This window comes from Nonomuraea solani, assembly GCF_900108335.1.
Classification (GTDB): Bacteria; Actinomycetota; Actinomycetes; order Streptosporangiales; family Streptosporangiaceae; genus Nonomuraea; species Nonomuraea solani.
Window position 1 is genome coordinate 94,630 of sequence record NZ_FNVT01000022.1, and the last position, 24,832, is coordinate 119,461.

The 24,832-nt window shown below is 72.6% G+C and carries 20 protein-coding genes; 10 read left to right on the forward strand and 10 right to left on the reverse strand.

What is annotated here, in order from left to right:
• Positions 1-22: 22 nt before the first annotated feature.
• The 3 genes from C4V41_RS48860 to C4V41_RS48870 are packed head-to-tail and all read right to left on the reverse strand — an operon-like array spanning position 23 to position 3,075.
• Positions 23-850 carry a carbohydrate ABC transporter permease gene (locus C4V41_RS48860; protein WP_103962910.1) on the reverse strand — a complete coding sequence of 276 codons (828 nt, stop codon included), beginning with the start codon at positions 848-850 and terminating at the stop codon, positions 23-25.
• Positions 847-1,797 carry a carbohydrate ABC transporter permease gene (locus C4V41_RS48865; RefSeq protein WP_103962911.1) on the reverse strand — a complete coding sequence of 317 codons (951 nt, stop codon included), beginning with the start codon at positions 1,795-1,797 and terminating at the stop codon, positions 847-849. The genes C4V41_RS48860 and C4V41_RS48865 overlap by 4 nt, the downstream gene beginning before the upstream one ends.
• Entirely contained in the window at positions 1,798-3,075 is a 1,278-nt protein-coding gene (locus C4V41_RS48870; protein WP_103962912.1) for an ABC transporter substrate-binding protein, read from the reverse strand.
• 181 nt (positions 3,076-3,256) lie between these two features.
• On the opposite strand from C4V41_RS48870, the gene C4V41_RS48875 reads away from it, so the two are divergent.
• A complete protein-coding gene (locus C4V41_RS48875) occupies positions 3,257-4,285 on the forward strand; it encodes a LacI family DNA-binding transcriptional regulator (protein ID WP_103962913.1) in 1,029 nt (342 codons plus the stop codon).
• A 22-nt stretch (positions 4,286-4,307) separates the two neighbouring features.
• Here C4V41_RS48875 and C4V41_RS48880 read toward each other — a convergent pair whose 3' ends face one another.
• The 4 genes from C4V41_RS48880 to C4V41_RS48895 all read right to left on the reverse strand — a co-directional run bounded on the left by C4V41_RS48880 (position 4,308) and on the right by C4V41_RS48895 (position 8,691).
• Positions 4,308-4,895, reverse strand: a complete 588-nt coding sequence (locus C4V41_RS48880) for a class I SAM-dependent methyltransferase (RefSeq protein ID WP_103962914.1) — start codon at positions 4,893-4,895, stop codon at positions 4,308-4,310.
• Positions 4,892-6,304: an aldehyde dehydrogenase family protein gene (locus tag C4V41_RS48885; RefSeq protein ID WP_103962915.1), complete on the reverse strand. Its 1,413-nt coding sequence runs from the start codon at positions 6,302-6,304 to the stop codon at positions 4,892-4,894. Before C4V41_RS48885 ends, C4V41_RS48880 begins: the two co-directional genes overlap by 4 nt.
• Positions 6,301-7,491 carry a cytochrome P450 gene (locus tag C4V41_RS48890; protein WP_103962916.1) on the reverse strand — a complete coding sequence of 397 codons (1,191 nt, stop codon included), beginning with the start codon at positions 7,489-7,491 and terminating at the stop codon, positions 6,301-6,303. The genes C4V41_RS48885 and C4V41_RS48890 overlap by 4 nt, the downstream gene beginning before the upstream one ends.
• Before the next feature lie 108 nt (positions 7,492-7,599).
• Positions 7,600-8,691 carry a nitric oxide synthase oxygenase gene (locus C4V41_RS48895; RefSeq protein WP_235030860.1) on the reverse strand — a complete coding sequence of 364 codons (1,092 nt, stop codon included), beginning with the start codon at positions 8,689-8,691 and terminating at the stop codon, positions 7,600-7,602.
• A 305-nt stretch (positions 8,692-8,996) separates the two neighbouring features.
• Between C4V41_RS48895 and C4V41_RS48900 the strand changes: the two genes are divergently transcribed.
• The 5 genes from C4V41_RS48900 (at position 8,997) to C4V41_RS48920 (ending at position 14,271) form a co-directional block, all read left to right on the forward strand.
• On the forward strand, positions 8,997-9,518 hold the full coding sequence (locus C4V41_RS48900) for a class I SAM-dependent methyltransferase (protein WP_103962917.1): 522 nt from the start codon (positions 8,997-8,999) through the stop codon (positions 9,516-9,518).
• Positions 9,519-9,597: 79 nt separating this feature from the next.
• Entirely contained in the window at positions 9,598-10,332 is a 735-nt protein-coding gene (locus tag C4V41_RS48905; RefSeq protein WP_160150659.1) for an enoyl-CoA hydratase/isomerase family protein, read from the forward strand.
• Entirely contained in the window at positions 10,329-12,185 is a 1,857-nt protein-coding gene (locus tag C4V41_RS48910) for an alpha/beta fold hydrolase (protein ID WP_160150660.1), read from the forward strand. Before C4V41_RS48905 ends, C4V41_RS48910 begins: the two co-directional genes overlap by 4 nt.
• A 28-nt stretch (positions 12,186-12,213) precedes the next feature.
• Positions 12,214-12,969, forward strand: coding sequence for a thioesterase II family protein (locus C4V41_RS48915; RefSeq protein ID WP_103962920.1), 756 nt, complete (start codon positions 12,214-12,216; stop codon positions 12,967-12,969).
• A gap of 126 nt (positions 12,970-13,095) precedes the next feature.
• The gene (locus C4V41_RS48920) at positions 13,096-14,271 is read left to right on the forward strand and encodes a PucR family transcriptional regulator (protein WP_103962921.1); all 1,176 of its coding nucleotides are present in this window, start codon (positions 13,096-13,098) and stop codon (positions 14,269-14,271) included.
• Between the two features lie 22 nt (positions 14,272-14,293).
• Here the strand turns inward: C4V41_RS48920 and C4V41_RS48925 are convergent, their stop codons facing one another.
• From C4V41_RS48925 to C4V41_RS48935, 3 genes are all read right to left on the reverse strand, one after another.
• Positions 14,294-14,935: a flavin reductase family protein gene (locus C4V41_RS48925; RefSeq protein ID WP_200824765.1), complete on the reverse strand. Its 642-nt coding sequence runs from the start codon at positions 14,933-14,935 to the stop codon at positions 14,294-14,296.
• Positions 14,935-16,056: a hypothetical protein gene (locus tag C4V41_RS48930; protein ID WP_103962922.1), complete on the reverse strand. Its 1,122-nt coding sequence runs from the start codon at positions 16,054-16,056 to the stop codon at positions 14,935-14,937. The genes C4V41_RS48925 and C4V41_RS48930 overlap by 1 nt, the downstream gene beginning before the upstream one ends.
• A gap of 121 nt (positions 16,057-16,177) precedes the next feature.
• Positions 16,178-16,882 carry a LuxR C-terminal-related transcriptional regulator gene (locus tag C4V41_RS48935; RefSeq protein WP_146104077.1) on the reverse strand — a complete coding sequence of 235 codons (705 nt, stop codon included), beginning with the start codon at positions 16,880-16,882 and terminating at the stop codon, positions 16,178-16,180.
• A 288-nt stretch (positions 16,883-17,170) separates the two neighbouring features.
• On the opposite strand from C4V41_RS48935, the gene C4V41_RS48940 reads away from it, so the two are divergent.
• The 4 genes from C4V41_RS48940 to C4V41_RS48955 are packed head-to-tail and all read left to right on the forward strand — an operon-like array spanning position 17,171 to position 24,831.
• Positions 17,171-20,269, forward strand: a complete 3,099-nt coding sequence (locus tag C4V41_RS48940) for a non-ribosomal peptide synthetase (RefSeq protein ID WP_103962924.1) — start codon at positions 17,171-17,173, stop codon at positions 20,267-20,269.
• Positions 20,266-20,460, forward strand: a complete 195-nt coding sequence (locus C4V41_RS48945; protein ID WP_103962925.1) for an MbtH family protein — start codon at positions 20,266-20,268, stop codon at positions 20,458-20,460. Before C4V41_RS48940 ends, C4V41_RS48945 begins: the two co-directional genes overlap by 4 nt.
• 1 nt (position 20,461) lies before the next feature.
• On the forward strand, positions 20,462-21,532 hold the full coding sequence (gene gntD / locus C4V41_RS48950) for a guanitoxin biosynthesis L-enduracididine beta-hydroxylase GntD (RefSeq protein WP_103962926.1): 1,071 nt from the start codon (positions 20,462-20,464) through the stop codon (positions 21,530-21,532).
• The gene (locus tag C4V41_RS48955) at positions 21,529-24,831 is read left to right on the forward strand and encodes a non-ribosomal peptide synthetase (protein WP_160150661.1); all 3,303 of its coding nucleotides are present in this window, start codon (positions 21,529-21,531) and stop codon (positions 24,829-24,831) included. The genes gntD and C4V41_RS48955 overlap by 4 nt, the downstream gene beginning before the upstream one ends.
• Position 24,832: the final 1 nt, after the last annotated feature.

The window sequence follows — 24,832 nt, forward strand, 5'->3', positions numbered from 1 at the left end:
GCATCGTGCCACACGCGCCCCGTCAGCCCTTGAAGGCACCGTCCATGATCCCGGCCACCATCCGCCTGCCCACGAAGACGAACAGGACGATCAGCGGCAGGGTGGCCAGGAACGAGCCCGACATGGCCAGTCCGAGATCGACGGTGAAGCTGTTCTGCAGGGCCTTGATGGCGATCTGCGCGGTGTACATCTCCGGCGATTTCAGCACGATGAACGGCCACAGGAAGTCGTTCCACGCGGTCACGAAACCGAGCAGGCCGAGCACGAACGCGGCCGGCCGGACCAGCGGGAACGCGATCCGCCAGAAGATCTGCCAGGTGGTCGCGCCGTCGATGCGGGCGGCCTGGAGGATCTCGTCGCTGATCGTGGTGGACAGGTGCTGGCGCATCCAGAAGATGCCGAACGCGCTGGCCAGCCCCGGCACGATGATCGCCTGCAGGGTGTCCACCCAGCCCAGCGAGGAGATGATCATGTACTGCGGGATGACGGCGAGCTGCGTCGGCACCGTCATCGTCAGCACCACGATCAGGAACAGCACGTTGCGGCCGGGAAAGCGCAGCTTGGCGAACGCGAACCCGGCCAGCGAGCAGAGCACCGCGTGCCCGACGCCGATCGTCCCGGCCACGATGAGGCTGTTGACGATCGAGCGCACGAACGGCACCGTCGTGAACACCAGCCCGGCCAGGTGGAAGAAGTTCCCGCCGGGCACGACCTCGGGCGGTAGCTGGGTGGCGGTCGCGGTGTCGGTGGTCGCGACCACGAACATCCAGTACAGCGGGAACAGGCAGGCCACGGCGGCCAGCGCGAGCATGAGGTAGGTCCACCAGCGGACCCGGCTGGACTTGTTCACGATCGCTCCGGGCGGATGCGGGTGGACAGGACGTAGTTGAGCGTGGCGATGGCGATGATCAGGACGAACAGGGCCACGCCGATGGCGGAGCCGTAGCCGAACTGGAACTGGCCGAAGCCCTGCTCGTACAGGAAGAGGGTGAGGGTCTGGCACTGACGGACCGGGCCGCACGTGAGCGGGGCGGCGCGGGAGATCAGCAGCGGCTCGGTGAAGATCTGCAGGCCGCCGATGGTCGAGGTGACGATGGTGAACACGATCACCGGCCGCAGCGACGGGATGGAGATGTGCCGGAACTGCTTCCAGGCGCCGGCGCCGTCCACGGCCGCCGCCTCGTAGATCGAGCGCGGGATCGCCTGGAGCGAGGCCAGGTAGAGCAGCGTCGTGTAGCCGAACCAGCGCCAGGTGACCATGACCGCGATCATCACGTGGCTGCCCCACACCGACTGCAGGAAGTCGATCGGCCCGACGCCGAACAGCCCGAGCAGCCAGTTGAGCAGGCCGTAGTCGCGATCGAACATCTGGGCGAAGACGATGGTGGTGGCCGCGACCGAGGTGATGTACGGCACCACCATCGACATCCGCAGGAACACCGCAAGCCGCAGCCGGGCGTGGTTGAGCAGGTGCGCCAGCCCGAGCGCGATCAGCAGTTGCGGCACGGTGGACAGCAGCCAGATGCTGATCGTGTTCCAGGCGGCGTTCCAGAACCGGGCGTCGTCCAGCAGCCGGGTGAAGTTGTCCAGGCCGATGAAGACGTGCTCGCCGATCGGGTTCCAGTCGAACAGCGCCACATAGAACGTGAACAGCAGCGGCACCAGCCCGAACACCGAGAAGATCAGAAAGAACGGCGCGATGTACGCGTACGGCGCCAGGCGTTCGCCCAGCCGCTGCCGGACCCGCGCCGTCCTTTCGGGCACCACCGCCGGTGCCGGCCTAACGGAGGTCGTCATCTACTTGCCGATGGCCGTCTTGATGTTGGCCAGCGCCGTCGTCCACGCCTGCGCGGGGTCGCCCTTGCCCTGCTCGACGTTGGTGATGGCGTTGATGAACTCCTGGCCGATGGCGGAGCTGTCCGGGCCGATGCGGAACGGCTTGAGCCCGAGCAGGGAGTTCGTGTAGATCGTCCCGGTCGGCGCGTCGGAGAAGAACGGGTCCTTCAGCCCGGTCAGCTTCGGGTCCTTGTAGACCGACGGCGTGGTGGGCAGCGAGCCGGAGTCGGCGAAGTGATCGAGCTGGGCCTGCGGGGACTGGGTCTTGGTGATGTAGTCCCAGGCCGCCTTGGGGTTGGCCGCGCCCTTGGGGATGGCCAGGTAGCTGCCGCCCCAGTTGCCGGCGCCCCCCGGAATGGTGGCGATGTCCCACTTGCCCTTGGTGTCGGGTGCGTTGCTGCGGATCGCGCCCAGCATCCACGACGGCGCCGCGATCACCGCGAACCGGTCCTTGCCCATGCTCGCGCTCCACCCGTCGGTGAACGAGCTCTGCTTGGCCGTGATCCCGGCCTGAATTGCCTTCAGCCCCAGGTCGAACGCGGTCTTGACCTGCGGGCTCGTGCTGTAGACGACGTTCCCGGACGGGTCGTAGTACTTCTGCGGCCCCTGGTTGACCGCCTGGTAGAACACGCTGGTGCCGGCGTTGTCCACGAACGCCTTGCCGGTCTTCGCCGTGTACTTCTTGCCGGTCTCGATGAAGGCGTCCCAGGTCGGCCAGAGCTTGCCCACCTCCTCCCGGTCCGTGGGCAGCCCGGCCTCCTTGAACAGGTCGGTGCGGTAGGCCACGGCCATGCCGCCGACGTCGGTCGGGATCCCGATGATCTCGCCCGCCGCGGCCGTGGACTGGCTCATCACCCAGTCCAGGTAGTCGCCCTTGATCTTGTCCGCGCCCATCGGGCGCAGGTCGTGGAAGTTCTGCGGCTGCTGGACGAACTTGGGCAGGTCGTCACCCTGGATCAGCACCAGGTCGGGCACCTTGCCGCCGGCCAGCGCCGTGGTGAGCGCCTGGGCGGTCTCGACGGAGGAGCCCACCTCGGTGAGCTTCACCTGAACGCCCGGGTTCTGCTTCTGGTAGTCCTCGACCGAGGCCTTCTGGTTGATCCCGGTGAACGACCAGAACTCGAACGACTTGCCGTCGCCCGACGGCTGGGCCGAGGTGCCGCCGCCGCCTCCACAGGCGGAGGCGGTCAACGCGAGGGCCACGGCGAGCGTGGCCGGTGTGACGATGCGGAGCTTCACGGTGATCTCTTCCGAACGTGCGGTGGCGGGTGGGGGGACCAGACGTCAGATGGTTTAATAAGTTTCGGAGGGAATTCCGATTGTTAACCGGGGACTCTAGGTCGACGCTTCGAAATCCGTCAAGAACTTCTCACTCAGCGCAGCGAAACGAATCCGAATCCGCGCCGATAGACTTCCGGCCATGACCGCAGCCGGCGGCACCCCGTCATCACCGCCACTCACCATCGCGCAGCTCGCCGAGCTGGCCGGGGTGTCCACCGCGACCGTCTCCAAGGTCGTGAACGGTCGCACCGAGGTCGCCCCCGAGACCCGCGCGCTCATCGAAGGCCTCATCCGCGAGCACGGCTACCGCCCGCAACGGCGCGTCAGCCCGGCGCCCCTGGTGGAGCTGGTCTTTCACGCTCTGGAGGGCGACTATCCGATAGAGATCGCCAAGGGCGTCGAGCAGGTCGCCCGCGACCACCAGCTCGCCGTGGTGCTGTCGGAGCTGCAGCACCGCCACATCCCCGGCAAGGGCTGGATCGAGGGCGTGCTGAGCCGCCGCCCGACCGGCGTGATCGCGGTGTTCTCCGGTCTCAACGAGGACCAGCGCGACCAGCTCGCCACGCGCGGCGTGCCGCTCGTGCTGCTCGACCCGCTCGACGATCCCGGCCCGCAGGTCTCGGTCGGCGCGAGCAACTGGAACGGCGGGCTCGCGGCCACCCGCCACCTTCTCGACCTGGGGCATCGGCGCATCGCGATCATCACGGGGCCCGACTTCGCCCTGTCCAGCCGGGCCCGCCTCGACGGCTACCGCACCGCGCTCGACATGGCCGGGGTGGCCGCCGACCCGGCCCTGATCGGCCAGGGCGACTTCACCGTCGAGGGCGGCCTGGCCCAGGCCGAGCGGCTGCTGCGGCTGCCCGACCCGCCGACCGCGATCTTCGCCTGCAACGACGGGCAGGCCATGGGCGTCTACCGGGCCGCGTACCGGCTGGGGCTGCGCATTCCCGACGACCTGAGCGTGGTGGGGTTCGACGATCTGCCCTCGACCCAGTGGACGACCCCGCCGCTGACCACGATCCGGCAGCCGCTCGCCGAGATGGCGGCGGCCGCCACGACCATGCTCCTCAAGCTCGCGCAGGGCGAGCCGCTGACGCGGCCCCGTATCGAACTGGGCATCGACCTCGTCGTCCGGGAGAGCACAGCTCGACTCCGAAACTTTCGGTAAAGTTGCCGTACGTTCCGGCGTCTCAGGGGACACGCTGGAGTCGGTAGAAGGCCGCGTGGCCGCGCTCCCGGTCCTCGTCGGCCTCCAGTTTCCAGCCGTCGGCGAAGCGGGCGGCGACCTCTCCCTTCGCGATGCCGGCCGGCTTGGGCCACGGGCCCCTGCTCGGGTAGCAGCCGAGCAGGAGCAGGACGGCTCCCGGCGCGGCGATCCGGGTGACCGCCCGCACGTAGGCGTCCCGGTCCCCGGGTGGCACGCTGTGCAGGCAGCCCCGGTCGAACAGCAGGCCGTATCCGTCGCCCAGGCCGAGCCCCGCCGGGTCCATGAAGTCGCCCACGTACCAGCGGGCCTGGACGCCGGCACGTTCCGCCTTCTCGCGGGCGCGGGCGATGGCCACGGGCGTCAGGTCCACGCCGGCCGCGTCCCAGCCGCGCCCGGCCAGCCAGATGACGTGGGTGCCGGTCCCGCAGCCGATGTCCAGCGCCCGGCCGGCGGGCAGGGCCGGGAAGCCGGCCGTCCCGTCCACGGCCTCGACCAGTTCGGGGACGGGTCCCCTGGTCTCCCAGGGCGTCAGGCGGATCCGGTAGAGGAACCTGAACCAGCGCTCGCTCATGTCACGACCCCGCCGAGCAGCGCCTTGGGCTGGGTGAACTCCTCCAGCCCGTACCGGCCGCCCTCCCGGCCGTGGCCAGACTGCCTGAAGCCGCCGAACGGCGCGCCCAGGTCGAAGCCGGCGCCGTTGATGTGCACCTGACCGGCGCGGATGCGGCGCGCGACGCGCGAGGCCCGCTCCCGGTCGGCCGACCACACCGCCGCCGACAGCCCGTACGGACTGGCGCCCGCCAGCGCGACGGCCTCGTCCTCGCCCTCGTACGCCTGCAGGCACAGCACCGGCCCGAAGATCTCCTCCGTGGCCAGCACCGCGTCCGGCGGAACTTCGGTGAAGACGGCCGGAGCGGCGAAGAAGCCACGTTCCGGCAGCGCCCGGTCACCCGTGATCAGGCGGCCACCGCCTCGGCGGACGTACCCGAGGACCCGTTCGAGCTGCCGCCTGGACACCAGCGGGCCGAGCGTGGTCTCCGCGTCGCGGGGGTCGCCGACGACGTTCGACTCGGCGGCCGCCACCGCCAGCTTCTCGGCCTCCGGCAGCCGGGCCCGGGGCACGAGCAGACGGGTGAGCGCGTTGCAGGTCTGGCCCGAGTTGAAGAACGCGTTCATGACCGTGTCCGGCACGGCCGTCTCCAGCGGGGCGTCGTCGAGCAGCACGCACGGCGACTTGCCGCCCATCTCCAGGGCGACCTTCTTCACGCCGCGACCGGCCGCCTCGGCGACCAGCGCACCGGTGACCGTGGAGCCGGTGAACGACACCATGTCGACCAGCGGATGCGCGGCCAGCGCCGCGCCCGCCACCGGACCGGTGCCGGGCACCAGGTTGAACACGCCCGGGGGCAGCCCGGCGGCGTCGATGAGCTCCGCCAGCCGGAGCGCCGCCATAGGGACGATCTCGCTGGGTTTGACCACCACCGTGCAGCCCACGGCCAGGGCGGGGGCGGTCTTGGCGGCGATCTCCTGCAGCGGGAAGTTCCAGGGCGTGATGGCGCCGACGACGCCGGCCGGCTCGCGGACGACCAGCGTGTCCGCCGCCGCGCCCGGCACCGGCGAGGGGGCGGAGAAGCCCTCGGCCAGGTCCGCGGCCATCGTGAAGATCTGCGCGGGGGCGGCGACCTGCGCGTCGCGGGCCATCGCGCGCGGCATGCCGAGATCGGCCACGATCAGCTCGGTCAGCTCGTCGAGGTGCAGGCCGATGAGCCGGCCGATCTCGCGGACGTGGCCGAGCCGCTCCCGTTCGGGGGTGCGCGACCAGCCGGGGAAGGCGCGCGCGGCCGCGCGGACCGCCCGGTCGACGTCCCCGGCGTCACCCAGCGCGACGGCTCCGATGCTCTCTTCCGTGGTGGGATCGAGGACGTCCAGCGTGCCGCCGTGCGGGTCCGCCCAGGCGCCGTCGACGTAGAGGCCCCTCATGGCCGCGTCACCGTGACCGGCAGGCTGGACAGGCCGCGCAGCGTGGCGTTGCGCCGGACCACGGGCTCCCCGGCGAGGCGCAGGCGGGGGCGGCTCAGCAGCGCCGACAGGACCACCCTCGCCTCGACGCGGGCGACGTTGAGCCCCAGGCACGAGTGGGAGCCGCGGCCGAAGCCGAGATGCGGGTTGGGGTGGCGGTCCAGCACCATCGTGTCCGGGTCGGGGAACTGCTCCGGGTCGCGGTCGGCCGCCGCGATCATGGCGGTGACGACGTCGCCCTGGCGGATCTTGGCGCCGCCCAGCTCGACGTCCTCGGTGCTGCCGCGGCTGAGCGCGTGCACGGGGCTCGACAGGCGCAGCAGCTCCTCGATCGCCGGGTCGAGCGCGGCCGTGCCGGTACGCAGGGCGTCCTCGGCGTCGGGATGCCGGAGCAGGCGGGCGACGGCGTTGCCCAGGAAGCGGCTGGGCACCTCGAACCCGGCGTGGAAGAACGCGCGTACGGAGCTGACCAGCACCTCGTCGTTGGCCACCCCCGAACCCGCCAGGTGCGTGGCCACGTAACCGAGCGCGCCCGCGCGCGGCGGGTCGGCCAGCCAGGAGCGGACCAGGTCGTTGAACGCGGCCCTGGCCTTCAGCCCCGGGTCCAGCGCGTCCGGCGCGAGCTGGGCGTCCATGCTGCGGTCGAGGTCGTCGTTCAGGCGGTCGAAGGCGTCGCCGGTGCGCGGCGGGTCGACACCGATGAAACGGGTGATGGCGAACAGCGTGAACGGGTCGGCGAAGTCGCGGACGAAGTCGAACGTGCCCCTGTCCATGAGCGGACCGAGGAGAGCGTCCGCGCGCTCGGTCAGCGCGGCCTCGACGGCCTTCAAGTCCTGGGCGCGCACCGCGTCCAGGGCCAGGTGGCGCAGGGGCGTGTGGTCGGGCGGGTCAAGGGTCTGCAGGCTCAGCAGGGTCGGCGGGGTGGGCTCGCCGATGCGGCGGAAGTCGGCGGCGAAGCGCTGGGAGTCGCGCAGCACGGCAGAGCAGTCCGCGAACCTGGTGAGCAGCCAGCATCCCAGTTGCTCGTGCCAGTAGACCGGCGCGGTCTCCCGCAGCCGGCGGTAGGCCGGGTACGGGTCGGACAGGACGTCGTCGTCGAGCGGGTTGAACAGCGGATCGGCCGCATGCGCCGTCGTGGAAGCCGTCACTCGAGGCACCTCCTCATGTCGCCCCGACGGTAATCAAGCGCGCCCGATCTCAGATACGCCGCTTACGGGACATCTTCCGCGGCCCAGATTTCCGGTCTCCGGCAACGCTCAGTGGCCGGCGAAGCCGGGGAGGAGGTCCACGTCGTCGTACACGTGGTGGAAGACGGGCGTCGCGGCGCCGGACAGCGGCGGGACGATCCACGCCCATTCGGCGGGCACCCGCCGGCCCGCGCGGCGCTCGCGCTCCAGGTGCCGCATGAACCGCTCCGCCTCCGTGTGGTGGTCGCTGATCGTCACCCTGGAGCGCTGGAACGACCAGAGCACGGCGACGTTCAGCTCGACGAGCGCGCGGTCCTTCCAGAGCGTGCGGGGGTCGGCGGCGCACAGCCCCATCCGGTGGGCGATCTCGGGCAGCATCGCGTACCGGTCGTCGTCGGCCAGGTTGCGGGCGCCGATCTCCGTGCCCATGTACCAGCCGTTGAACGGCGCCGCCGGATAGCGCAGCCCGCCCGCCACGAGCGTCATGTCGGAGATCGCCGGCACCGCGTGCCAGCGCAGCCCCAGCTCCCCGAACCAGGACAGATCGGGATGGCCGATGGGCACCTCGCGCACGGCCTCGGCGGGCAGGTCGAACAGCCGCGGCCGCTCCCCCGGCGTCTCGACGAGCAGCGGCAGCGGGTCGAACGAGGTCCCGGGGCCGCCGGGCCAGCCGAGCTTCAGCACGCGCTCGGTCAGCGCCGCGTTGCGCGGGTCGCCGCGGACGGTGCCGTCGTCGCGGCGGTAGCCGGCGTACCTGATGAGCTGCTCGTTGTGGATGCGCGGCCCCGCGCGGCCGGGGATCTCCGGCGCGAAGATCGTGATCATCGGGCGGATGCGGCCGTGCGCGTACGCCTGCCGCAGGTGCGCGACGCATTCGAGGTAGACGCCCTCGGCCGTGGTCACGTGGCGGCGGTCGCGGACCACCAGGTTGCGCCAGTAGAGCCGGCCGATGCACCGCTTGCTGTTGCGCCAGGCCACGCGGGCGGCGTGGGCCAGTTCGGCGGAGGTGTGCGCGTAGGTGCCGTGCTCGCCGATCGACCTGCGCACCTCTTCCAGCCGCCGCCCGGGTGGCCCGGCCTCGGGATTCTCGTCGTGGAACCGCCGCACGAACGCCTCGGCCTCGTCCATCGAGCCGGAGGCGGGAACGCTCACCTCCGTCATGCTCTCCTCCTCGCGCAGCGGGCGGGGGTGGTGACCCGGCGATGCCGCCGGGCCACCGAGTGCTACATCCGCGTTACGTCAGTGCAGGTAACGCATCTGTGCTCACCTCCTCCGTCCCCTCCGGGTCCGCGGCGCGAGCCCCGGACGCGGTGTGGGAGTGATGGTGATGGGCCGAATGTACGGGGAGGACGAGGTGATCCCGAAGGTCCGAGCACCGACGCCCGGCCCGGTCCGCCCTTCCGGACGCCGGAAACGTCGGGCCTGGGGTGTTCCGGGGTGACGTGCCCGTTCCCTACGGTGGAGCGATGGTGGCGAGCCGCGCGGACTGGGACGGCCAGGCCGCCGACTATGACGAGGCGATGCGGCCGTTCGAACGGCACGCGTTCGCCCGGGCGCGGGCCTGGCTGTGCTCGCGCGCCCATGGCGACGTCCTCGACGTCGCCGCGGGCACCGGCGCCAACCTGCCGCACTACCCGCCGGGCTGCCGCGTCGCGATGGTCGACTACAGCCGCCCGATGCTGGCCCACGCCAGAGACCACGACACGCGGGTACGGGTCGCGCTGTGCCAGTCGGACGCCCACCGGCTGCCCTTCCTGGACGGCTCGTTCGACGTCGCGGTGTGCGCGCTGAGCCTGACGCTGCTCGGCCGCGGCCCGGCCTTCACGGAGATCAGGAGGGTGCTGCGGCCGGGCGGCCACCTGCTGGTGCTGGATCACGTGCACGCCGGACGGCACGCGTGGCGGCCGGTGCGCGAGGCGGGGTTCCGCGTGGCCGACCGGCGCAGGCTCCTTCTGGGCCTCGTACGCGCGGTCGACCTGTCCTTCTGAAATCCGGAAAGCGCCGCCGGATCGAAGGTCGGGGATGGCACCTTCCTCGGCCCGCAGACCCCGGCCTACTCTCCCTCGCATGTCGGAACCCGTAGATGTGACGGTCGAGCACCACGTCGCCAAGGTGCGGCTGAACCGCCCGGAGGTCCTCAACGCGGTGGACGGCGCGGCGCTGGCGAAGTTCGGCCTGGCCCTGCACGACTGCGCCGGCTCCCCCGACGTCCACGCCGTCGTCATCCACGGCGCGGGGCGCTCGTTCTGCAGCGGTATCGACCTGACCGCGCTGGCGACCGGGCGGATCCCCCTTGAGTGGTTCGACGAGTGGGAACGGGCGGTCGCCCTCTGCGAGGAGATGCCGAAACCGGTGATCTGCGCCGTCCACGGCCACTGCCTGGGCGGCGGGTTCCAGATCGCGCTGGCCTGCGACGCCCGCGTGGCCTCTCCCGACGCCGTTTTCGAACTGCCCGCGATCCGGGAGGGCCTCATACCCGGCTTCGGCGTGCACCGTCTGCCGCGTTATGTCGGGGTGGCGCTGACGCGGCGCATGGTGCTGTTCGGCGACCGGTGGACGGCCGCGCGAGCCGCCGAGCTCGGGGTGCTCGACCAGGTGAGTCCCGACCCGCTGGGCGCCGCCACGGAGCTGGCGCGGGAGCTGGCGCCGCTGTCCCAGGTGCACAGCTTTGCGGTCTGCAAGCGGCTGCTGAGCCTGTCCGGCGCGGGCGCCGACCCCCTTCAGGAGTATCTGGCCCGGCAGGCGGAATGCCTGGGCTCCGAGCACCACCACGCCTCGGCCGCCGCCTGGTTGTCGCGATGAGGCGCACAGGCGGGATCCTGCTGGTCGTCACCCTGCTGGCCGCCACCTTCCTGCTGCTCAGGCTGGGGTCCGAGAACTGGAGCGGGCCACCGAGACGCGACGTCGAGATCGCCGGGCGGATCCCGGCCACCGTCTTCGTGCCGGGCCGGCCGCCCGCCGGGCATCCGGCCATCGGGTTCACGCTGCCGCGGCCCGCCGGGCAGCGGCCTCCCGTCGTGGTCATCGCGCACGGTCACAGCGCCGACCGGGAGATGATGAGCCCGATCGCGCGCAGCCTGGCCCGGGCCGGGTACGCGGTGGTGGCCTTCGACCTGGCCGGTCACGGGGCCAGCCGGACGCCGTTCTCCGTCACGCCGTTCGCCTCGGAGCCCGACCGGCTGCGGGCCGACCTCAAGGCCGTGGTCGACTGGCTGGGGACCTACCCGTACGTGGACGGCCGGCGCGTGCTGCTCATGGGGCACTCGCTCGGGGCCGCGCTGGTGCTCGACTTCGCCTCGCGGGACCCGCGGCCGGTCGGCACCGTCGCGCTCTCCGGCTCGGTCAACCCGGCCCTGGCCGGGCCGCTGCGGCCGCGCAACGCGCTCTTCCTCGTCGCCGCCGGGGACGCGCGGCCGATCCACGAGGAGACTCTGGGTACGGCGCGGCAGCTCGCGGACGTGACCCCCGAGGAGGGGCGGACGTACGGCGACCCGCTGACGGGCCAGGCCGTACGGCGGAGCCTCGTCCCGGGCACCGACCACATGACGGTGCTGTGGTCGGACACGGCGTTCCGTGAGGCGGTCGCCTGGATGGACACCTCGGCCGGCAACCCGGCACGCCGGCCACCGGGTCTCGACGACCCGCGCCTCGGCCTCAGTGCGTGGTACCTGCCCTGCGCACTGGTGCTGCTGGCGGGGCTGGGCGTCGCGGTGGGCAGGGCGGCCAGGAGAACGGCCCCCCGTCCCCCGGACGTCCGCGCGACGTACGGCATGGTCATGACGGAACCTCGCGTGCACGCCGTGGTCCCGGAGGGAAACGGCCCTGCCGGGACGATCCCGCCGCAACGCCGCGCCCACCCTGCGGAAGGAACCGGAGGTGGGGGTGGGAGCGCGGGCGGCGGCATGACCGCAAGCAGGGCCGGGAGCGGGGCCGGGAGCGGGGCCGAAGGCAGGGCCGGGAGCGGGGCCGGGGTGGGTTCCGGGGCCGGGATGCACTGGCGGCTCGGGTTGTTCCTCGGGGCGATGCTCGTCTCGCTGCCCTTCCAGTACGTGGGCGGCGTGGACGGCCGCACGCTGGCCGGGTTCCTCGGTCTTGAGGGCGGCGACGCGATGCTGGCCTTCCTCGCCATCTCCGGCGGGATCCTCCTGGCGATCCCGGCCCTGGCCCCGGCGAGCCGGCTGGGACGGGTGCTGGCCCCGCCACATCCCCTCACCAGCGGCGCGGCCCGGCTGGTGCCGCCCGTCCTCGTCGGCCTGGCCGGCACATACGTGCTGCTCGCCCCTCTGGGCCCGGTGTTCCACCGGCTCGTCCCCACCTCCGAGCGCGCGATCGCCGGCATCGTCTCCGCCGCCCTGGCCCTGCCCTTCTTCCTGGCGCTGGAGGGCCTGCTGCGGCGCGGCAACCTGCTCGTCGCCGTGGCGAGCTCGCTGGCCGGTCGCCTGCTGGCGGTGATCGTCGTCTACGCGGGGCTGGCCCTGGGCGTCTTCCAGGACATCGTCGGCCTCTACGCCCTGTTCCTCGGCGTGCTGCTCCTGCTGTTCGAGCCGCTGGCCGCGGCCGCCTACGCGACGGGCCGGGACCCGAGGGTGGCGGCCCTGATCCAGGCGGGCCTGCTCGGCTGGATCGTGGCCGTGACGGTGCCCTGGTCGGGATGAAAAGGTGGTGACGAGTCAGGGGGTCGGTATGAGCGTGCCGGGCGGACGTACGAGCTGGTTCCGGATGAGCCCGCCCAACCCGGCGGCGGGCCTCCGGCTCATCTGCCTGCCGCACGGTGGCGGCGGCACGGCCGCGTTCCGGGGGTGGGCGAGCGGGCTGCCCGCCACGATCGAGGTGTGCGCCGTGCAGTTGCCCGGCCGCGAGAGCCGCATGGGCGAGGATCCCATCGACGACATGGGCGTGCTGCTCGACGGACTCGCCCCGGCCGTCGTCGAGGTGCTGGACAGGCCCTTCGCCCTGTACGGCCACAGCATGGGCGCACGCGTCGCCTTCGAGCTGTCCCGCCGCCTGCGCCGCATGGGCGCGCCGGCGCCCCGGCACCTGTTCGTGTCCGGCTGCCCGGCCCCGCAGTTGCCCCAGCCGCCGCCGCTGCACCCGCTGCCCGAGGCGGAGCTGGTGCGGCGCCTGCGCGAGCTGGGCGGCCTGCCTCCCGAGGTGTTCGAGATCCCCGGGGTCCTCGACGTGCTGCTGCCGGTGATGCGCGCCGACTTCGCCGTCGTCGAGAACTGCGCGTACGAGCCGGAGCCGCCCCTCGACCACCCCGTCACGGCGTTCTGCGGCACCACGGACCCGGAGGCCGACCTCGCCCAGACGGCGGCCTGGCAGGCGCAGACGAGCGCCGCGTTCGCCGCCCACGAGGTGCCCGGCGGCCACTTCTTCGTCCAGGACCGGCGCGCCGACGTGCTGGCCGTGATCGTGAAGGCCCTCTCCACCGATAGTTGAGCCGGGCGGGACGGCGGCCCACTTTGGAGGAGTCGTCGTCCTCCTGTGGCGGATGACAGGTCCTGCCTATCGCGTTTCACTGGGGCCTGGACGGTATTCCATCGACAACGTACTTGGGTGATACCCATGGCAGACAAGGAGAAGAGGTTCCAGCTGGTCGTGGAACCCGGTGGGGCCGATTTAGGCGGCTACCCCGACACGCTGCTCGACGTGGCCGTCACGGGCCGCCGGCTGAGCCAGCGCGAGATGAAGGAATGTGAGAGCACGGGCGCGACCGCCGCCCACGAGGGCCTGTCGCTGGGCGACACCGTCGATCTCTTCGTCGACGCGACGAAGCGGGCCTGGCCCGACCTGCCGCGCATGGCGCGCGGGCGGTGCAGCCGCATGATCGACGCCGACGCCGTGGCGGCGATGGGCTCCGACGTGCTGACCGCCATGACGACCGCGGTGGCCGCCGTGACCTCCGGCTACCAGCAGGCGCAGGTGGAGGCCCTGCGCGCGGAGGAGGACTCCCGCCGGAGGTTCATCGACGACCTGCTGGAGGGCACGGGCGACATCAGCTCGCTGGCCGACCGTGCCGAACGGTTCGGCCTGCAGCTCCTGGCCGACCACGTCGTGGCGGTGGCCGAGGCGGCCCGGCCGTTCGGCGAGTCGGACCGGGTCCTGGGCCGGGCCGAGGCCGCCCTGCGGGCGGGCGTGGAGCACGGCAACGTGCTCACGGCCGTCAAGGACGGCCGGATCCTGGTGATCGCTCCGGTGGCGGCGCCGGCCGGGCAGGAGGGCAGAGCGGAGGCCCCCATCGGGGCGGCGCTGGCCAGGGTGATCGAGCAGGAGGCGGCGACCGCGTGGCGGGTGGCCGTCGGCCAGCCCCGTACCGGTGTCCAGGGAGTGTGCCGCTCCTACCGTGACTGTGGCGAGGCGCTGCGGCTGGCCGCCAGGCTCCGCTTCTCGGAGCGGGTCATCGCGGCGGCCGACCTGCTGCTCTACCGGGTCGTGCTCAGGGACGCGGAGGTCATCGCGGACTTCATCGACACGGTGCTGGGGCCGCTGGTCAACGCCCGTTATGGTGCTGAGCCGCTGCTGGAGACGCTGGACGGCTATTTCGCCTCCGGCTGCGTGACGGCCAAGGTCGCCCGGCGCTTCTACCTGACGGAGCGCGCGGTGACGTACCGGCTGAACCGGATCCGTGTCCTGACCGGGCACGACGTCCATGTGCCCAGGGAGCGGCTGGCGCTGGAGATCGCTCTCATCGGGGCGCGCTATTTCGACTGGCCGCGCAAGCCCCTGCCGGTCGCCTCCTGAACGGTCCCGTACGGCAGCACCCTCACTCTGCCAGGACGTGCGGGCTCGGGCTCTCCTCGGGCGTGAACACCGGCGCGAGCATCCCGTACCTGCGTGAAAGCCGCACGGTCGGATCCAGTGCGGCGGGATCCACCCGGCGCCGCGACCAGACGGACGGCGCCACGTGCACGTGCACCACCCGGCCGATGATCAAAATGCAGTTGCCGACCGGCACCTCGTCGGCGAGCACGCACTCGAAGTGCGCGGGCGCCTCTGCGACGCGCGGCGCCTGGACACACCGCGCCGGCTCCGGAGTGACCCCCGCGATCATGAACTCGTCGCATTCGGGTTCGACGTCCGCGGCCGTCGCGTCCAGGGCGCTGAGCAGCGGCTGGCCGGCGATGTTGACCACGAACTCGCCCGTCGCGCGGATGTTGCGCAGGGTGTCCTTGACGCCGACGGAGCTGAACGCCACGTGCACCGGATGGTCGGCGACGAGGTTGAAGTACGAGTGCGGCGCGAGATTCCGGTGGCCGCCCGGCGACACCGTCGAGACCCAGGCGATGGGCCTGGGCACCACGAGCGCCGTCACCAGGTCGTAGGTGTCCGGCCTGCTCCATTCGGCCGGATCGATCTCCAGGTCCCGGTCGAGGTCCATCGGGGGTCGCGCGTGCGAGCCGGCCATCAGGTGCTCTCCCTTCCGGGGCGGGCGGTGGCGAGGAGGGGCAGGGCCGCCGCCACGTCGTCGCCGTATCTCATGAGCAGCCGATACCGGTCGGCCCTGGCGTGCCGCATCGTGCGCAGCATGCTGACCGCGTTGCCCTCGGTGGCCTCGCCCTGGACGATCGAGCGGTCGCCGCCCACCAGCGCGGCGGCGACGAGGACGTGGCGTTCGATGTCGATGAGGTCGGCTTCGAGCAGCGCGTCCCTGGCGAGGGCGAGTTCGGGGTCGCGGGCGGCCAGCGTGTCGTACGGTTCGGCGAACTCCTCGACGAGCGCCGCCATCGCGCGCCGGTACGCGCGGTGCTCGGGCTGGGTGCGGCCGGTCAGCTCGGTGTCCACGGCGGGCGGGCGCATCGTCGGGCGGACGGTCGCCTCGTAGCAGGCGGCGGACATGTCGCCGGAGTGGACCATGGCGGCGGTGAAGCCCCGCACGTGCACGGTCGCCTCCCGGAGCTCGGCCAGCGTGGCCGCCCGGTCGCCGTTCCGCACCGCGCCGACGGCCCGGGTCACGGCGGCGGCGGCGCGGAGGTTGAGGAGGAAGTAGAGGTGGTGGACGACGATCCAGCGGGTCAGCTCGGTCGGCACCGGAAAATACGGCCCGTCGCCCGGTTTCCGGGAAGGTCCACCCGGCCTTCCGGCGGTGTCGCCCGGGAGGGCGGTCAGCAGGTCGGAGACGGCCAGGAGTTCGGCCGCCAGGTCGTTCACCTCCAGCCGGGCGTGCCGCAGGTCGTCGAGGGCGCGGGCGGCGATCGTCGTCACCTCGGCGGCCAGGCGCGGCCCGTCCAGCGGCGCCGTACGGACGCCGAAATACTCGTGGTTCGGCACGATCGGCGCCAGCCCGGAAACGTCGAGCGGCGGCAGCGCCGCCCGGCGGGCCAGCTCGCACACCTGGTCGGCGGCTCCACCGAGCAGGTCACGGCCCGGCGCCCCGGCGGGGTCCAGCAGGGCGAGGCGGGCCCGGGCCAGTGTGTCCGCCGCCGCCGCGAGGTCCGCCAGGAGCGGGCCATCGAGCGGGGTACGACTGTGGACGAGACCGTCCTCCGGAAGGACGACGATCCGGATATCGGGGCAACCCGCGCCCATGACCCGACCTCCTCGTGCCGTGGTGAAGCAGGCCACCATGGTAGGAACCACCGCACTCCGGCCGAACGATCCCGACGTGCACGACCCGGCCACCGTCGTCTTCCGGCTTCCGGAAAAGCGGTCAGTCCCGGTGGGCGGCGGGCGTCCAGTCGAAGTCGGCGACCGAGATGAGACCGCTCTGGTAGGCGAAGACGACGGCCTGCGTGCGGTCGCGTACCTCCAACTTGGACAGCATGTGTGAGACGTGCGACTTGACCGTGGAGTCGCTGATGCGCAGGACGGCGGCGATCTCCGACGTGCTCGCTCCGAGCGAGAGGAAGCGCAGGATGCGCAGCTCCTGCTCGGTGAGGTTGCGCAGCAGCCGGCCCCGTGTGCTGCCGCCGGCGGGCATCGGCAGGAGCGCCCGGGCCGCCGAGTCGGCGAGCACGACGTTACCCGAGGCGACCGAGACCACGGCGGCGCTGAGCGCGCAGGCGCCGTTCTCCTTGAGCAGGTAGCCCATCGCGCCCGCGGCGACCGCCTGGGAGACGTACGACCTGGAGCGCGTCGCCGTGAACACGAGGACCTGCCACTGGCAGGTCTCGGCGATCTCGTGCAGCACGGAGGAGCCCATCTTGGGCTGGTACGGGTCGATGACGACCACGCAATGCGGGCACGAACGCATCAGTTTCCTGGCGCCGTCTCTGCCGTCGGCCTCGGCGAGGAGGTTCAGGCACGGCTCGCGGCGCAGGCTGTCCTTGATGACGCCGCGGGCGAGCGGGTCGGCCTCGATGACGAGGACGTCCACCCGCGCGGCGGCCGGATGCGGTGGCCCTGGGGATGGCAAGGGGGGTAAGGCGGAATCGACGTGGTGCGTGTGCCGGTCAGCCTCCCCGTTGATGGCTTTAGGGGACACCCCACCGCCCTCCCCCGGCTCACCGAGCGTAAACGCGTCTGCGTCCCGGCCGTCGGGCGTGGCTGGTCGCGGCCACCGATTGCCGGTCACCGGAAGGCGGCTCCGACAGCGAATGTTGGAATTCCGCCCTGTGAGTGCCGGCCGCGGCGTACTTACCCTTCCCGGCGAGATGAGTAGAAAGCGTGCCTACTCTGCCGCCACCCCCGAAGGGAACGGACGATGACCTCTCGCCGTGAAGACATAGGCAACCTCTCCGCGGAGGAGAAGCGGCGGCTACTGGCCGAGCTGCTCGTCGAGAAGCGGAGTCGCGGCGTCGACCGGTTCAGCCCGCTGCAGCGGCGGCTGTGGGTGCTCCGCCGGATGGAGCCCGGCATCCCCACCCACGTCCTCGGCGTCTCCGAGGTGCGCGGCCCGCTCGACACGGCCGCGCTCCAGGAGGCCGTCCGGGCGGTGGCGGGACGGCACGAGCTCCTCACCGGCGGGTTCGTCGAGGTCGAAGGGGAGCCGGTGTGGGCCCCCTCGACCTCGGTGTGGCTCAGCGTGCCGGTCGTGGACGTGTCCGGGCTGGCCCCGGACGAGCAGGACCGGGAGATCGGGCGGCTGGTCGCCAGGGAGGCGGCCCAGGTGTTCGACCTCGCGACCGCGCCGCTGATGCGGATCTCCCTGGTACGCCGGGCGCCCGGCCATCACACGATGGTGGTCGTCGCGCACCAGCTCGTCATGGACCAGGCCAGCGTCGGCCTGCTCATCCGCGAGATCGCGCGAACGTACACCGGAACCGCCACCCCGGCCGACATGCCGAGCGGCGGTGAGCCGGCCACGTTCGCCGGGTTCGCCGAGTGGCAGCGGGAGCGGCTGGCCACGCCGGCGGCCGCCCAGGACCTCGACCACTGGCGGCACCGCCTCGGCGGGCTGCCCGACCTGAACCTCCCCAGCGACCGGCCGCGCCCCCCGATGGGCGGCCGCTCGCTGTCCGGCGCCGGCCACCACTGGCGGGTGCCGGCAGGTCTGGCGGCCCGCTGGAAGGAGGTGGCCGCCCAGACCGCCACTGGGCCGACCACCGCCGCGCCCGCCACTGTGCCGGACGTGCTGCTCGCCGCCTGGCTGACCGTGTTGTCCCGGTACAGCGGCCAGCGTGACCTCGCCGTCGGCCTGCCGGTGCCCGGCCGCCCCGACGAGTGGGCGAACGTGCTCGGCCCGTTCGAGAACACGGTCGTCCTGCGGGCCGACCTCACCGGCGACCCCACGTTCGCCGCGCTGGTCGCCCAGATCGCCGACGCCCGCGCGCAGGCGATGGAGCACCGGGAGACGCCGTTCGAGCACCTCGTGGACGAGCTCCCGCAGGGTGACTCCACCGCGCCGCCCCTCTACCAGGTGCGCTTCGTCGAGGACGAGCCCGCCGAGGTCACCTCGCACGCCGGGCTCGAATGGCGGCAGACGTGGACCGACGCCCCGCTGGCGCCCTTCGACCTCACGCTCCGCCTGACCACGGCCGACGACGGGACCCTGGCCGTCCGGCTGGACTACGCGACCGAGCTGTTCGACGCGGGCACCGCCGCGAGCATGCTCCTCCACCTGCGCACCCTCGCCGAGGCCGCCACCGAGCAGCCCGGCCAGGTGCTGTCCGCGCTGCCCATGCTGCCCCCCGACGAGTACGCCCGCCTCACCCGCGAATGGGCCGACGGCCCCGCGCACACCTCCGAGCCCCGCCTGGTGCACCGGCTCGTCGAGGAGCAGGCCACCAGGAACCCGGAGGCGGTGGCGGTCGCGGCCGGACCGGAGCGGCTGACGTACGGCGAGCTCAACGCCCAGGCCAACCGGCTCGCCCGCCACCTGCGCAAGCTGGGCGCGGGCCCGGAGAAGCGCGTGGGCGTGATCGCCGAACGCACGACGCACACGGTCACCGCGCTGCTGGCGGTGCTCAAGGCGGGCGCGGCCTACGTGCCGCTGGACCCGGACACGCCCGTCGAGCGGCAGCGCTTCATCCTCGCCGACGCGGGCGTCGAGGTGCTGCTCGCCCACAGTCATCACCAGCGGACCTGGCCGGAGACCGTCACCACGATCACGCTGGACAACTTCGGCAGCGGCGCGGACGACACGGACCTGGACGCGCCGATCGACCCCGACGGCCTGGCGTACATCATCTACACCTCCGGCTCGACCGGCACGCCCAAGGGCGTCCTGGTGTCGTGCGCGAACGTCGCCCACGCCACGGCCGCGCGGCAGGAGGTGTTCGGCGAGTCGTCGGGCGTGGCGGGGGCGGCGTACCTGATGCTGGCGCCGTTCACGTTCGACGCCTCGGCGGCCGGGCTGTACTGGACGCTCGGCCACGGCGGCCGGCTGGTGCTGCCCGATCCGGTGGAGGTCCAGGACCCGCGGCTGCTGGGGCGGCTCATCGAGCAGCACCAGGTGACGCACCTGGACGGGGTTCCGTCGCAGTACGCGGTCATGCTGGACGTGCAGCCGCAGGCGCTGAAGACGCTGCGCTTCTGCGTGCTGGCCGGTGAGGCGCTGCCCGCGGCGCTGGTGCGGCAGCACTACGAGACGCTGCCGGAGGCGCCGCTGCACAACGAGTACGGCCCCACCGAGGCCACCGTCTGGAGCACCTTCTTCAGGTGCCCGCCGGACTTCGACGGCGACACGGTGCCCATCGGCAGGCCCGTCCCCGGCGCCCGCGTCCTGATCCTGGACGAGGACCTCAACCCGCTCCCCCAGGGCATCCCCGGACACCTGCACATCGGCGGCACCGGCATCACCCGCGGCTACCTCAACCGCCCCGCCCTCACCGCCCAGCACTACACCCCCGACCCCCACCACCCAGGCCAACGCCTCTACCACACCGGCGACCGAGCCCGCTGGCTCCCCGACGGCACCATCGAATTCCTCGGCCGCACCGACACCCAGACCAAAATCCGCGGCTACCGCATCGAACTCGGCGAAATCGAAACCACCCTCCAGAACCACCCCGCCGTCACGAACGCGGTCGTCACGACCCGGCACGACGCGGCCACCGGCGATCCGCGGCTGACCGCGTACGTCATCGCCGGGGACGTCGGCCGTGAGGAGCTCAACACCCACCTGCTGGCGAGCCTGCCGCACTACATGCTCCCCGCCACCTACGTCTTCCTCGACAAGCTCCCCCTCACCCCCCACGGCAAAGTCGACCGCCAAGCCCTCCCCTCACCGGACACGGTCCTGGACAACGGCCCGGCCCGGCGGGAACACCCGCCCACCGGTCCAGGCCAGGCCGTCGCCGGCATGGGGGACGACGAGGTGGACGCCCTACTGAACAGCCTCATGAAAGGAGCGAGAAAGTGAACACGCAGGACGAGTACACCGTCGTGGTCAATGACGAGGAGCAGTATTCGATCTGGCGTCCTGGCCGGCCGCTCCCCGAAGGATGGCAGGCGGGCGGGTTCGCGGGCTCGAAGGACGACTGCCTCGCGCACATCGCCTCGGTCTGGACCGACATGCGGCCCGCGAGCCTGCGGCGGCAGATGGACGGCTGACGTGGACACGACCGTGACGTACACCTTGACACCGGCGGAGCGGGACCGCGTCGACCGGCTGCTCGGCCGGCTCCGCCACACCTACGCGACGGCGGAGGACCCCCGCTTCCTCTGGGCGGCCAGAGGGGAGGCCTACCGCCATCTGCCGCAGGGGCTGCTGGACTTCCTGCTGGCCTTCCACCACCGGGAGAGCTCGCCCTGGGTCGTGGTGCGCGGGCTCGGCGTGGACGACGAGCGCATCGGGCCCACCCCGCCCCACTGGGGGCGGCAGGCGGATCCGGCGAGCACCGCGCGCGAGGAGCTGTTCCTGACGCTGCTCGGCTGCCTGCTCGGCGACGTGTTCGGCTGGTCGACGCTCCAGCACGGCCACCTGGTGCACAACGTGCTGCCCATCCGTGACCAGGAGCGGGAGCAGAGCGGGCACGGCAGCCTGGCCGACCTGGCGTGGCACACCGAGGACGGGTTCCATCCGTTCCGGTGCGACTACCTGGGGCTGATGGCGATGCGCAACGACGGGCTGATCCCGACGACCGTGTCCGCGATCGACGAGGTACGGCTGTCGCCGGAGGAGGCCGCGATCCTGCGCGAGCCGTATTTCCTGATTTATCCGGACAACGAGCATCTGCAGCAGGAGACCCGCGAGCACGGCTACCCCCGCCGCCCGCCGCCCGGCCCCGACCAGTGGTCCGACGCGGCCCCGAGCGCGGTGCTGTTCGGCGACCCGCGCCGGCCCTACCTGCGCATCGACCCCTACTACATGACCCCGATGCCCGGCAACGAGGAGGCCGCGAGCGGGCTCAAGGCGCTGACCGGCCGGCTCGAAGCGGGCCTGCGCGACCTGGTGCTCGCCCCCGGCGACCTGGCGTTCGTCGACAACTACCGGGCGGTGCACGGGCGGCGGGCGTTCCCGCCGCGCTACGACGGCCGGGATCGCTGGCTGAAGAAGGTCACCGTCACCAGGGACCTGCGCAAGTCGCGCCGTGTCCGCGACGGCGTGGACGGCCGGGTGCTGCATCCGGCCGAGGTGGCCCGGCTGGAGCTCGAAGCGGAGATGACGGGAGCGAGACCGTGAGCGAGGACACCAGGCTGTCCGGCGTGAAGGAGGAGCTGCTCCAGCGCTGGCTGGGCGGCGAGACGCCGCCGGAACGGCCCGCGGAGAGGATCCCGCGCCGCGAGCGGGCCGGGCCGGTGCCGCTCTCCCTGGCCCAGCAGCGGCTGTGGTTCATCGAGCAGTTGCAGCCGGGCGGGACCGCGTACAACCTGTCGTTCTGTGCCCGCGTGGACGCGGAGCTGGAGCCGTCGGTGCTGGCCGCCTGCGTGGACGCGCTCGTGGACCGGCACGAGACGCTGCGCACGGTCGTGCGGAAGGACGAGGGAACGGCCCGCGCCGTCGTGGACGGCGGCGCGCGGCCGGTGCTCGACGTGGCCGACCTGCGCGCGCTGCCGCCCGCGGAAGGGCTCACGGCGGCGGTCGGACGCGTCCAGGCCGCCGCGGATCAGCCCTTCGACCTGGAGAAAGGCCCGGTGGCGCGGATCCTGCTCTGCCGGGTGCGCGGACATGACGTGCTCGGCGTCGTCGTCCACCACCTGTTCGCCGACGGCTGGTCGCTCGGCGTGGCGATGGGCGAGCTGTCGGCGTCCTACGCGGCGCGCGCTTCTGGCGTGCCTTTCGAGCCGCCCGCGCTGCCCGTCCAGTACGGCGACTTCGCCGCCTGGCAGGCGGGGGCGCCGGAGGAGCCGGAGTGGAAGCGCGACCTGGACTACTGGCGGGACCGGCTGGCCGACGCGCCACCGCTGGAGCTCCCGGCGGACCGGCCGCGCCCGCCGCTGGTCAGCGCGGCCGGTGGGTGGTGTGCGCTGTCCCTGACGGAGGAGCTGTCGGAGTCGGTACGCGGGCTCGCCCGCCGGGCCGGCGCCACGCCGTTCATGGTCGTGCTCGCCGCCTGGCAGGCGCTGCTCGCCAAGCTGACTGGCCTGCGCGACATCACGGTCGGCACCAACGTCGCGGGACGGACCCGCCCCGAGATCTACGGGCTCATCGGCAACTTCGTCAACATGCTGGCCCTGCGGACCGAGCTGCGCGGCGACCCCACGTTCACCGAGGCCCTGGATCGGGTGAAGGCGACCTGCGCCGGGGCGTTCGCGCACCAGTCGCTGCCGTTCGAGCGCATGGTGCGCGAGGTCCAGCCGAGCGTGCGGTCGCTGTTCATCATGCAGCCGCCGCTCGGGCAGGCGGACTTCGCGGGCGCCTCGTTCGAGGCCGTCCCGGTCACCGCGCGGAGCGCGCGAGCCGACCTGGAGCTGCACCTGCGGGACGGCCGGGCGCTGGAAGGACATGTGGCGTTCAGCTCCGACCTGTTCGACGCCGCCACCGCGGAACGGATCACCGCCCGGTTCGCCGCACTCCTCGAACAGGCCGTGCGCGACCCCGAGCAGCGGCTGTCGGAGCTGTCGCCGCTCTCGCCCGGCGAGCGGGACCTGGTCAGATCGTGGGGACGCGGTCCTGAACTCGCCGTCCCTGCCGAGCCGGCGCACGAGCTCATCCGCCGTCAGGCGCTGCGGGACCCGCAGCGGATCGCGGTGGTGTGCGGGTCGCTGCGGCTGGACTACGGGACGCTCGACGGGCGGGCCGCCCAGCTCGCCCGCCACCTGATCGAGCTCGGCGCGGGGCCCGAGAAGCGGGTCGCGATCTGCCTCGGCAGGTCTCCCGAGATGATCGTCGCCATGCTCGGCGTGCTCAAGACCGGCGCCGCGTACGTCCCCCTCGACCCGCGCCATCCCCCGGAGCGGCTGGCCGCCCTGGCCGCCGACGCCGGGGCCGCGCTCGTCGTCACCGAGGAGTCCCTGGCCGCCGCCTTCCCCGAGACGGTGTGCGTGGACCGGGACGGCCCCGCGATCGCGGGCCGCTCCAGCGAGGACCCCGGCGTCGCCGTGCCCGCCGACGGCCTGGCGTACATCGTGTACACCTCCGGCTCCACCGGCACGCCGAAGGGCGTCGCCATCGGCCACCGCGCGCTGTCGAGCCTGGTCGCCCACGTCCGGCACGGGCAGGACCTCGGCCGCGACGACATCATGGCCACGGTGTCGAGCCTGGCCTTCGACGCCTCCGTGGCCGAGATCTACCCCGTGCTGACCGCCGGGGGCGCCGTGGTGATCGCCACCATGGAGGAGATCCTGGACGCCACCCGCCTGCGCCGGCTGATCCTCACGCACCGGGTGTCCGCGCTGCTCGCGACGCCCACCATGTGGCGCACGATCGTCGCCGCCGGCGGGCTCGGCCAGCGGAAGGTCAAGGCGCTGTCCGGTGCCGAGGCGCTGCCGGGCGACCTGGCCGACGTGCTGGCCTCGACCCACGACCGGGCCTGGAACCTCTACGGCCCGACCGAGACGACGGTGTGGACCACGGCCGACCCCCTGGTTGCGGGCCGGCCCGTGTCGCTGGGGTCGCCGGTCGCGGGAAGCGTGATCCGGCTGCTGGACCCCGACCTGCGGGAGACGCCCGTGGGCGTGCCCGGCGAGATCTGCGTCGGCGGTCCTGGGCTGGCCCGCGGCTACCACGACCGCCCGGCGCTGACCGCCGAGCGTTTCGTGCCCGATCCGTACGCGTCCGGCGCGCGGTTGTACCGGACCGGCGACCTGGCCCGGTATCGGCGCGACGGCTCGCTGGAGTATCTCGGGCGCGCCGACGACCAGGTGAAACTGCGCGGCCAGCGGATCGAGCCCGGCGAGGTCGAGGCGGCGCTGCGCGCCCATCCGACCGTGGAGGAGGCCGTGGTGGTGCTGGACGAGCGCGGTCAGGCGGGGTCGCGCCTGGTGGCGTACGTGACCAGGAGCGGGCTGTCCACCTCCGCCGAGGTCCGGGACCCGGCCCTGCTGGTCCGGCACCTGCGCGAGCGGCTGCCCGAGGCCATGGTGCCGGCCGCGTACGTGGTGCTCGACCGGTTCCCCGTGAACGCCAGCGGCAAGCTGGACCGGCGGCGGCTGCCCGCCCCCGACTCGGCCCGGCTGCCCGCCACGCCGCGGGTCGAGCCGCGCACGCCGCTGGAGGAGGAGATCGCGCAGGTCGCGTGCGAGCTGCTGGGCGTACCGGAGCTCGGCGTGCACGACGACTTCTTCGACCTCGGCGGGCACTCGCTGCTCGTGGCGCAGCTCGTGGACCGGCTGCGGCAGCGGTACGGAATCGAGCTGCTGCTGCAGGACCTGTTCTCGCGGGAGCCGAACGTCGAGCAGCTCGCCCTCATCGTCGACGACCAGGTGCGCCGCAAGCGCCAGCTCGACAGCGCGACGGAACGGATGGGCCGCAGGGTCGGCGAGATGCCCGACCAGACGGTCGACGCCCTGCTCGCGCAGTTGCTGGCGGAAGGAGGCTGAC

Coding starts and splice junctions, on each gene's coding strand:
- C4V41_RS48895 (WP_235030860.1), bottom strand. CDS start 8,691: ATGACGGAGGTGAGCGTTCCCGCCTCCGGCTCGATGGACGAGGCCGAG.
- C4V41_RS48875 (WP_103962913.1), top strand. CDS start 3,257: ATGACCGCAGCCGGCGGCACCCCGTCATCACCGCCACTCACCATCGCG.
- C4V41_RS48900 (WP_103962917.1), top strand. CDS start 8,997: ATGGTGGCGAGCCGCGCGGACTGGGACGGCCAGGCCGCCGACTATGAC.
- C4V41_RS48925 (WP_200824765.1), bottom strand. CDS start 14,935: ATGGCCGGCTCGCACGCGCGACCCCCGATGGACCTCGACCGGGACCTG.
- C4V41_RS48915 (WP_103962920.1), top strand. CDS start 12,214: ATGAGCGTGCCGGGCGGACGTACGAGCTGGTTCCGGATGAGCCCGCCC.
- C4V41_RS48885 (WP_103962915.1), bottom strand. CDS start 6,304: ATGAGGGGCCTCTACGTCGACGGCGCCTGGGCGGACCCGCACGGCGGC.
- C4V41_RS48865 (WP_103962911.1), bottom strand. CDS start 1,797: ATGACGACCTCCGTTAGGCCGGCACCGGCGGTGGTGCCCGAAAGGACG.
- C4V41_RS48905 (WP_160150659.1), top strand. CDS start 9,598: ATGTCGGAACCCGTAGATGTGACGGTCGAGCACCACGTCGCCAAGGTG.
- C4V41_RS48940 (WP_103962924.1), top strand. CDS start 17,171: ATGACCTCTCGCCGTGAAGACATAGGCAACCTCTCCGCGGAGGAGAAG.
- C4V41_RS48880 (WP_103962914.1), bottom strand. CDS start 4,895: ATGAGCGAGCGCTGGTTCAGGTTCCTCTACCGGATCCGCCTGACGCCC.
- C4V41_RS48930 (WP_103962922.1), bottom strand. CDS start 16,056: ATGGGCGCGGGTTGCCCCGATATCCGGATCGTCGTCCTTCCGGAGGAC.
- C4V41_RS48910 (WP_160150660.1), top strand. CDS start 10,329: ATGAGGCGCACAGGCGGGATCCTGCTGGTCGTCACCCTGCTGGCCGCC.
- C4V41_RS48920 (WP_103962921.1), top strand. CDS start 13,096: ATGGCAGACAAGGAGAAGAGGTTCCAGCTGGTCGTGGAACCCGGTGGG.